Here is a 1,040-nt window from a genome sequence, read left to right as displayed (position 1 = left end):
GCTCCTTGCCATATTTCAGCCGTTGAACGGAATTTGCAACCGGGACTAATGCCATTCGGTCTAACTGCTGGTCACAGAATTGCCAGTAATACTCATGCCATGGTTCAAAGTCCCGTTTCCAGTTCTGTCGCAGAATGTTGCAGCGATTTATAATCAGACTAACCGGGTACAAGTGTATTTCATTGATGACAAACGCCCGGTAATCCAGAACGGCATAGGCCACGACATCACGAATTTTCTCCTTGGTGACCTCCCGATAATTTCTCTCGATGCTTTCCAGGTTCTCCCGAACGTCCCTATCCAGCCATTCAAAGAACCGCCCCTGATCGGGCAGGTGATGTTCTGTCCGGGGACCGTAAGCCCATTTAGCCCAGGACTTGTAAGGCTCATCCAGCCCTTCAACCGTCGAGATAATCATCCCGGCCTCAGCAGCATTGCAAATCAGCTGATTGATATTTGGGACCTTCCCTTGGCCACGTTCCCAAAATTCCCTCGGATCAATGCCATAGCTCTTGCCCGTTAAGTGGATAGCGTAAGCATCATGTATCGCCTGCCTTGCCGAGAGTAGTTTCATGCCAATTCTCCATATCTGGCAATGAGCACAGCGTCAGCACGACCATTGTCTTTCTTGCGATGAACGTCAGCCTCGGGATAGAGGTCCAACACTTTTCCTCGGGAGGCATCCTTGGGAGAGCCTACAAGCCCTGCTGAGCGTTTCCAGCGTTGAGGGGTTACATAGGTCAGGGGAAAGCCTAAAACGCTCACAGCGGATTCAATAGCCCCGTACGACCGTCCGAAATTAAACATCGAGACAACCCCCTGTCCGGGTCTTGCACCGACTTTTTCCAGATAGACCATCTGAACGTCCTGCCGGGTATAGCCTCCGATGATTTTCATCAGACCATGGCCGCTTATACCAATTCCATTTTTAAATTATGAAATAACAGCCCATGAACGGGAGCATAGACTTTTCAATCGGCCAACTTCAGAAAGTAATTCATTCCATGCCTCACAGCATTTATTGATAATATCTTCATAGT

Annotated in this window: 2 protein-coding genes; both read right to left on the bottom strand. The window is 49.0% G+C overall.

The annotated features are described in order from the left end of the window. On the bottom strand, window positions 1-574 hold a 574-nt coding region (locus tag AK963_RS29525), incomplete at its 3' end, for a bacteriophage antitermination protein Q (RefSeq protein WP_139117793.1). Further along, window positions 571-897, bottom strand: a complete 327-nt coding sequence (locus AK963_RS29520; protein WP_066018785.1) for a RuvC family protein — start codon at window positions 895-897, stop codon at window positions 571-573. The genes AK963_RS29520 and AK963_RS29525, both read right to left, overlap by 4 nt. Window positions 898-1,040 lie beyond the last annotated feature (143 nt).

Source organism: Endozoicomonas atrinae (genome assembly GCF_001647025.1).
In the GTDB taxonomy this organism is placed as follows: Bacteria; Pseudomonadota; Gammaproteobacteria; order Pseudomonadales; family Endozoicomonadaceae; genus Endozoicomonas; species Endozoicomonas atrinae.
The sequence above is the reverse complement of the archived record's forward strand: the minus strand, read 5'-3'. Positions and strand labels throughout refer to the sequence as shown.

What these genes read in the sequence shown, in the direction of transcription:
- AK963_RS29520 (WP_066018785.1), bottom strand. Translation starts at nt 897, where the DNA reads ATGAAAATCATCGGAGGCTATACCCGGCAGGACGTTCAGATGGTCTAT.